The following is a 7,217-nucleotide window of genomic DNA, read 5'->3' as shown; positions in this document are numbered from 1 at the left end:
TTTCGCCGTTTTCATCGCCAGTTCGTTCCGCTGCGCCTTCCGGCCGAAGTAGACGGTCCACGCCACGTACTCGTCCTGAGACAGGGACTCGCGCAGCTCGGCGACCGTACGGCCTAGGCGATCGGCCAGGTAGAACTCGAACTCCAGATCGGAGTCCTCACTCTGCATCTCCAGCCAGATCGCTTTTGGCGGCCTCCTTCTTCATGCCGGACAGCTCCAGGATCGCGTCCTGCACCGCGTTGAGCTCCCCGGCCGGTGCGGCGTCCTGCCACTGCTTGACCTCGTCCTCGGTGAGCGCGGGGTTGACCATCGCCAGCGCGAGCAGGGTGCGTTCCATCTTGCCCGCGGACATCTCCTTGCCCTTGAGCGACAGCGCCTCGGCCCGGGAGAGGCTGCGGACCCGCACGGTGCCCACGCCCGGGACTTCCACGTCCCGCTCGGCCAGCCGCGGTTTGAGCAGTGCAGACTTGTCCATTGTGGAGAGTTCCTTTTCTCGGTCAGGGGGTGGTGGGCTGGGTGGTGAGGGCGAAGGTGTCCGAGAGCTGCAGCTCAGCCTTGAACGTGATCATGTCCGCGACTGGGGTCGTCTCCTCGTAGGAGGTGACCACGGCGTCGCCGGACTGCTGGGGCTTGCCCGAGCCGGTGCCCTCCGGCCGGTAGACGAAGTCCACGGTCTGGCCCAGCGCGCCCTCCAGCGCGGTCTTCGGGCCGGTGGTGCCGCTCTCGTAGAACCCCTCGATAGACACGGTGCCGTCCAGCAGCCCGCCCTGGTAGGTGTGGGCGGTCTTGCCGAACGTCGTGGTGTCGTGCGAGTCCGCGGAGCGCTTGGGCGCCACCGAGTTGCAGTACTCGCTGATGTCCGTCGTGTTGATCATCACGACGGCGTTCTTGCCGTGCACGGCCATTACGAACCTCCCGGTCCAATCACATCGGTCTGAAAGATCGCGCCCAGGTACTCGACGCCGGCCACGGTCACGGCGTCCACCCGAACCTCGGTCACACGCACCGAGTCGCACGTGGTGAAGGTGTGGCGCTCCAGGGCGGCCTTGACGCTCCCGGCCGCGGCCCCGTCGAGGTAGACGGCCAGCCGGTCCCGCGCCGAGCGGGCTTCGACCTTGCCCACCACCACGTAGAGCGGAAGGGTGAACCGGTCCTTGCCGCGCTGCAGCGTGGCGTCGTAGGTCAGCGGGTCCGGCCAGCCGACGATCACCGCGGGCGGCGTGATGCGGTTGGCGCTGAACGGAAAGACGTTCAGCCCGGCGATCGTGGCGAGCGCCGCGCCCATCTCGTCCATCACGGTCGCGATGTTCACGCGATCACCCGACCCGCTTCGGGTCACGGCGGTAGGCGGCCACCATCACCTGAACGTCGGGGTCGAGCTTGGCGAGTAACCGCAGTTCGGATCCCACGTCGGGCGAGCCCGCCACGCCGAACGGCGAGTCACGCCGAGCGAACAGACGCGACGCCTGCAGCAACGTCGCCTGCTTGATCGTGGCCGGGACCGCGGCCCACCCGAACCGAGCAGTGACACGCACGCCGTCGACGGCGATGCTGCCGATCGTGCTCGGCAATTGCAGTTCCGTCCACGGCCGGCCCTCGGCCGCCGCGTTGCGCGGCAGCATCCGCGGGTTGGCGACCGCGGTCCAGGTGTCGTCTCCGGGGTCGGTGGCGACCTCGGTCGGGACCACCATGACGTCGTCGATCCGCACCAGCCACGTGTCCCGGTACGCCGACCAGCGCGCGGTGTAGAACCGCTGCTCGGTCGTCTCGGTCTGCCCGAACTGCCGGTGGGTGAACTCGTCGATCGCGCGCGAGGCGGCGGAGACGGCCACCGCCAGCTCGTCGCCGTCCACCGTGTCGTCGCCACGCACGTACTCGGCCAGCTCCGCCGCGCTGGCGTAATCAGGCTGCCACGCCATCTCCGCTCACCTCCTCACCGCTGCCGCTGCCGTGCCCGAACCTCGACCTCGGGCACCATCCCGTCTTCCGTGGGCACCATCCACAGCGGACGGCGCGCCCCGGCCGGCCCCTCGACGACCGGGGCGACGCCGTCCTTGCGCCCGCTCTCCTCGGGCGCGCTGTGGGCGGCCGGCGCTGCACCCGCGCCCGGTCCGCCGTCCTCCGGCCCCGCCGCCACGACGCCGTCGGACTCCAGCTGCGCAATCACCTCGTCGCGCGACAGCTCCGCCCACGCCTCGACGGGCGAGCCGGTGAGCGCGGCGGCGTAGGTGCGCCACGCCGCCGCTCCCGAGCCCGGCCCGCTCGTCGGCGGCCGCTCCAGCTCCTCGCTCACCGAGATCACGCCGCGTTGTCGTAGGTGATCTTGCGGACGCCGTCCGTGCGGGTGCAGGCCAGCGCCTTGTAGCCCCACACGGCAACGTCGACGAACGCCACGCGGTACTGGAAGTCGAGCCGCTGCGGGTTCGAGGCCCAGCCGTGGACGTCCTCCCGGTTGAACAGGTAGGAGTCGTTCGCGGCGCCGTCGACGAACGGCAGCGCCCACGCCGGAACGCCGGCCAAACCGCCGATCGCCAGGGAGCCGAAGAACTGGCCCATCGTGCCGTCGGCGTTGGTCGCGCCGAGCACGGGGAACAGCGGCCGACCGTCGGCATCCTTCGCCGCGGCCAGCGCGGTGTAGAGCCCCTGCTCCAGCTTGAAATCACGGAACCGGAACCCGCCACGGCTGAAGTGCAGCGCGGCCAGCGCCTCCTTCACTTCCTGCGCCAGCGCGGTGTCGACGGCACCGGCGGTGAGCGTCACGGTGGTGACGGTCAGGCTCTCCAGCAGCGCCGCGGAAGCCTCCTCCAGCGCCTCGTTGTACTCGCGCACCATCTGCCGCCACAGGATCGTGGACAGCTGCGGGTTCCCGCCCTGGTCCCACGCCTCCCGGGTCACCTCGACCTTGCCCGACACCGCCGATGGCGTAATGGTCTGCGTGGTCGTGCTGAACGCGCCCGGCGTCGGCTCGGTGCCCTCGGTGTGGTTGTTCACCAGGTTCGAGGCGGACTGGAACTTGGGCAGCACGAACGGCGTGTTGTCGTCGATCGTGCCCTTGCGGATCGCGTCCCAGATCGGCGTCGGGTACTCCAGCTGGTCCACGTACAGATCCGGCCGGTTGATGTCCGGGTTCAGCGCCTTGACGCCAGCCTGGTTCACCGCGAAGTCGGCGCCGCCGGGGAACGCGAAGTTCTCCTGGATCCACTGCTCCGCGCGCTTCAGCGCCTCGTGGTCGCCCTTCGCGCCCGCGATGATGTCGGTGGAGAAGTCGTGCTTGCCGCGGGAGCCGTCGAACCGGTACAGCGATTCCTCGGTGACCGAGAACCGCGCCTTGGGGCGAGTCGGGTCGACGATCGCGGGTCCCTCGCTGCCGTTCTGCTGGACCTCGACCAGCGTCGAGATCGCCTCGGCGAGCGTGCCGGTGTTCTTCGTGAACGCCTCGACTGCGGCGGTGAACGCGGCGGTGGTCGCCGCGTCCGGCCCGGCGACCGCGGTTCCCTGCTGCCCCTGCGGGCCGTCGGGCTTGTCCGTCATCGTGCTGTCCTTCCGTGATGCCTTGACGCCCGACACCCGGGCGTCGTCGAATGCGGGGAACGCGGTCAGCGCCACGCCGGCCAGCCGCGCGTCGGACACCAGCCGCACCATGTCGTCGTTCGGGTCGGCGCCCCAGCTGGACCCGTCCTCGTTGAACTCGGCCTCGATGCTGAACCCGTCCAGCACCTTGTCGTCGGCCTTCATCAATGCCTTGTCGCCGTCCTCGCCGCGGGCGATCTTGAACGTGCCCTCCAGGCCCTTGTCCGTGGATTCGAGCTTCACGGCGTAGCCGATGGCCTCGGAACGGTTGTGGTCGAGGTTGAGCTTCACCCGGCTGGTGTCCGACCAGGACAGGCTGTCCTTGGAGAACCGGTACTTCGCCCAGCCCGAGCGTGCGACCTTGTTCCACGGCACGAGCAGCCCGGAGACGGTGCGCTTCTCGACGTCGACGCGGAAGTTCGCATCGGCAACGGGAATCGCGAACGCGATCACGTCGTGGTTGCTGTCCTCGGCGAACTGCGCGCTCGTCGCGGTCCGGGTCATCCCGGCCTCCTCGGTGGTCTGCGGCTGGCCCTGATCAGCCGCGGGTGTCTGTTGCTGGCGCGGAGAAACCTCGACCGGAATGGCGGGCAGCCCCTCCATCTCGCGCACCTCCGGCACGGTGAGCACGCGCGTGGTGAGCCCGGTCTGGTAGGTGTTCCACCGCTCGGTCGCGTTGGCCTTCAGGTAGTCGTCCAGGTTGAACTCGACCTTTTGACCGCGGCGGGTGACGTCGTTCATCGACAGCCGGTCGGTCACGGCCCGCATGTACATGGCCAGCACGTCGTTGATCCGGTCGCGCCGCCGGTCGGTCGCGTTCGCGTACGTGCGCGACGTCGTCGACACCTGCAGGTCTTCGGCGTCCAGACCGAGCGCGTTCGCGATCTCGATCGTCGCTTCCTTCTTCAGCTCGACCAGCTGCAGCTCGGCCGGCGTGGGCGCGTTGACGGTCTGGTACTTCAGGGCGGCCGGCACGTAGGCGGTAGCCCGCTCGCGCCGCGCGGCCTCCCAGTCGTCCAGGATCTCCTCGACCTCGTCGTCTTCGATCGGGTCCGCGTTCTCAGCCGGGGTGAAGTAGTCCTGCGGCCGCGGGTCGCTGGCGTACATCGACGACGCCCGGTCGAACAGGATCGCGCGCCGGATCGCCCGCGCCGCCGCGCCGAGGAGGGGCGGATTCGGCGAGTCGAACCGGATCATGTCCTGTCCCGGCACCGGCTGGCCGTTGACCCACACCACACCGCCGGGAAGCTGCTGCCCAGACGGCAGCGTGCGCAGCTGGCGTGCGCCCGGTGGCGGGTTCAGCGACACCGTCTTGACGTCGACGTGCACCGCCGAGCGCGGGAACCCGTCGGCGAGCCGGTCGGTGATCTGCCACCAGGAGATCGCATCGAACACGAGATCTTCGACCGTCTGCGCCAGGGTGACGACGTTCGCCACGTTCGGGTCGATCTGCTCCAGCAGCGGCGACCGGACGAGCATGCGGTCCTTGTCGCGGGTGACGAGCGGCAGCGTGGCGATCGAGCAGAGCAGGTTGCGGCCGCGCAGCACGGCCGGGACGGACAGCGCGAGCGCCCGCGTCACCGGCGTGTTCGAGAACTTCGAGGCCCCCGAGACCAGCGTGTCTACCGGGGTGGGCAGGTCGTGGGAGAACGTCACCGACGGCTCGGGCGCGCTCGGCGAGCCGGGCGCCTCGGACCATCTCAGCAGCGTGCGCAGCCATCCCACGAGCGCGACGATACATGAACACCTGCACAGATGATCAGCTGTTCATGTGTTACGCGGCGGCCTGCGTGTCGTCGCCCCGCTTCCTCCGCGGCCGAACGATCCGCGGTTTGCCGACGGGCGCCGGCAACGTCCGCGCGAGGTGCACCGCGCCCGCCGCGGCGTACACGGCATTGACGTGCACCGCCCCGCGCCGGATGAACACCCACGCGTCGCCGCGCATCTGCCGCTCCGCGGCCTCCACCTGCGCGTCTAGCAGCGGGTCGCCGGAGTGAGCGATCTGCCGCGAGGTGACCTGCTCGGCGAAGCCCATGCACACCACCGGCACGTCGCTACGGATCTCTTCCAGCTCGACCCCCGCCGGCGGCCAGCCCTTCCGCTTCACCAGCTCGGCCGCCACGGCGGCCGCCGGACCGGTCGGGAACCATCCGAGCTTGCGCGGCTTGATCTTGCGCACGAGCGCGGGCAGCTCGCGGCGGAACGCGGCGAGGTCGGTCCACGCCTGCACCGGCTCGACGCGGACCCGCCCGTCCGGGGTCCGCGCGGCGGCGACGAGCGCGGCGTGTTGCTGGTCCAGCGACACGTCGAACGTGAGCACGACGTTCGAGCGCACGTCGGCGAGGTCGCCCGGGTCCAGGCAACCGGCGGGGAACGGGGCGGACCACGCCTCGCCGTCGATTGCCGGATCCAGGTTCGGCACCCGCATGCACAGGATCTCGGTTTCGAACTGCGTCAGCTCGTCGCCGCCGTTCTCCTTGGCCCGCCGCGCGTCGGCCAGCAGCGAGTCGAGGTCGATCCGTCGGCCCAGGTTCGGGTTGCTCATCGCGAGCGCGTGCGGGTCGTCGGCCTCGGATCCGGGCGGCGCGCTCCACTCGAACAGACCTAGCTGCGGGTCGCCGTCCGGCCGGATCCGCTCGACGCCGTTCACGCGCTCGATCGCCGCCGAGCGCAGCGACTCCAGCACCACCGCGCTCGCGTCGCCCTGGTTGGTGATCGCGAACGCCTGTGCCGTCGACACGGCGTTCATCGCGTTGTAGGCGGCGTTCCACGCGTCCCAGGAGTCGTGTTCGCGCAGTTCGTCGAGGATCAGCCGGTGGATCGTCAGCGACCGGCCGCCGCGCCGGTTCGCCGCGGCGATGCGGTACCGGGCGCGCTCGGCGGTCACCAACGCCTCTTCCCCGGCGGCCTTGCGCACGGTCGCGACCAGTGGCGCCAGCTCCTCGTGGCTCTCGGCGAGGTCGACGGCCTTCTGCCAGGACTCCTTCGCGTAGCCCAGGTTCGTGCTGGTGCCGAGCACGAGCGGCACGGCCTCGACGAACAGCCAGAACAGCGACAGCACAACGAGCACGTGCGTCTTGCCGTTCTGCCGCGCGACGATCACCAGCACCTTGCGGAACCGCGGCCGCCCGTCGGGCAGTAGCTCGCCGGCGTGGATCACCAGCCACCGCTCCCACGGGTCCAACGGCATGCCCAGCACCGTGTCGGCGAACTCGACCACGTCGAACCCGTACGACGTGCGCGCGGTGAGCCGCCGCAGCGGCGGTGTCCAGAGCCTAGGTTCCGTTCTTCCGAGCACGCGTTTCGCGCTTCGCCCGGAGTTCGTCGAGCGCCGACCGCTGCTTGCCGCCGCCGTCACCACGTTGTCCACCCTTCCCGAGCACCACCGCCCGGCCCTTCGCCGTCATGCCCAGCGATTCCAGGCAGGCCAGCAGCAGCGGCCCGACCTTCACCAGCGCGTCCGGCTCGCTGTCCAGCACGTCCGCGTAGCGCCGCGCGAGCGCGGCCGCGGCCTCGTCCTCCGGCCGCAGCGTCACCGCGGCGAGCGACCTGCTCAGCACCTCCGAAAGCTTCATCCCCTCACCCCTCCGCACCATGATCGCTCGAACCGCTGACGTTCCGGCCAAACCCGCGGCCATCGGCGCGAC

At 70.2% G+C, this 7,217-nt stretch carries 8 protein-coding genes; all 8 read right to left on the bottom strand.

From position 1 onward, the window contains the following. Nucleotides 1-157 precede the first annotated feature (157 nt). Genes IE290_RS37450 through IE290_RS37415 form a run of 8 tightly spaced genes read right to left on the bottom strand, consistent with a single transcriptional unit; the run spans nt 158 to nt 7,145 of the window. Entirely contained in the window at nt 158-475 is a 318-nt protein-coding gene (locus IE290_RS37450) for a hypothetical protein (RefSeq protein WP_152870745.1), read from the bottom strand. A 22-nt stretch (nt 476-497) separates the two neighbouring features. After that, nucleotides 498-905: a hypothetical protein gene (locus IE290_RS37445; protein ID WP_152870743.1), complete on the bottom strand. Its 408-nt coding sequence runs from the start codon at nt 903-905 to the stop codon at nt 498-500. Then, a complete protein-coding gene (locus IE290_RS37440) occupies nt 905-1,312 on the bottom strand; it encodes a hypothetical protein (protein ID WP_152870742.1) in 408 nt (135 codons plus the stop codon). Before IE290_RS37440 ends, IE290_RS37445 begins: the two co-directional genes overlap by 1 nt. 4 nt (nt 1,313-1,316) lie before the next feature. Further along, entirely contained in the window at nt 1,317-1,919 is a 603-nt protein-coding gene (locus tag IE290_RS37435) for a phage gp6-like head-tail connector protein (protein ID WP_191249501.1), read from the bottom strand. 14 nt (nt 1,920-1,933) lie between these two features. Next, nucleotides 1,934-2,302: a hypothetical protein gene (locus tag IE290_RS37430; RefSeq protein WP_152870730.1), complete on the bottom strand. Its 369-nt coding sequence runs from the start codon at nt 2,300-2,302 to the stop codon at nt 1,934-1,936. Beyond that, a complete protein-coding gene (locus tag IE290_RS37425; protein ID WP_191249500.1) occupies nt 2,299-5,295 on the bottom strand; it encodes a phage portal protein in 2,997 nt (998 codons plus the stop codon). The genes IE290_RS37430 and IE290_RS37425 overlap by 4 nt, the downstream gene beginning before the upstream one ends. A 49-nt stretch (nt 5,296-5,344) precedes the next feature. After that, entirely contained in the window at nt 5,345-6,868 is a 1,524-nt protein-coding gene (locus tag IE290_RS37420; RefSeq protein WP_191249499.1) for a terminase large subunit domain-containing protein, read from the bottom strand. After that, nucleotides 6,846-7,145, bottom strand: coding sequence for a terminase small subunit (locus tag IE290_RS37415; RefSeq protein ID WP_191249498.1), 300 nt, complete (start codon nt 7,143-7,145; stop codon nt 6,846-6,848). Before IE290_RS37415 ends, IE290_RS37420 begins: the two co-directional genes overlap by 23 nt. Nucleotides 7,146-7,217 lie beyond the last annotated feature (72 nt).

The sequence above is a fragment of the Amycolatopsis deserti genome (assembly GCF_014653945.1).
In the GTDB taxonomy this organism is placed as follows: Bacteria; Actinomycetota; Actinomycetes; order Mycobacteriales; family Pseudonocardiaceae; genus Amycolatopsis_E; species Amycolatopsis_E deserti.
This window is presented reverse-complemented; position numbering and strand designations above follow the sequence as displayed.

Excerpts from the sequence above, each read along its gene's own strand:
- IE290_RS37445 (WP_152870743.1), bottom strand. The coding sequence starts at position 905 with ATGGCCGTGCACGGCAAGAACGCCGTCGTGATGATCAACACGACGGAC.
- IE290_RS37415 (WP_191249498.1), bottom strand. The coding sequence starts at position 7,145 with ATGAAGCTTTCGGAGGTGCTGAGCAGGTCGCTCGCCGCGGTGACGCTG.
- IE290_RS37435 (WP_191249501.1), bottom strand. The coding sequence starts at position 1,919 with ATGGCGTGGCAGCCTGATTACGCCAGCGCGGCGGAGCTGGCCGAGTAC.
- IE290_RS37450 (WP_152870745.1), bottom strand. The coding sequence starts at position 475 with ATGGACAAGTCTGCACTGCTCAAACCGCGGCTGGCCGAGCGGGACGTG.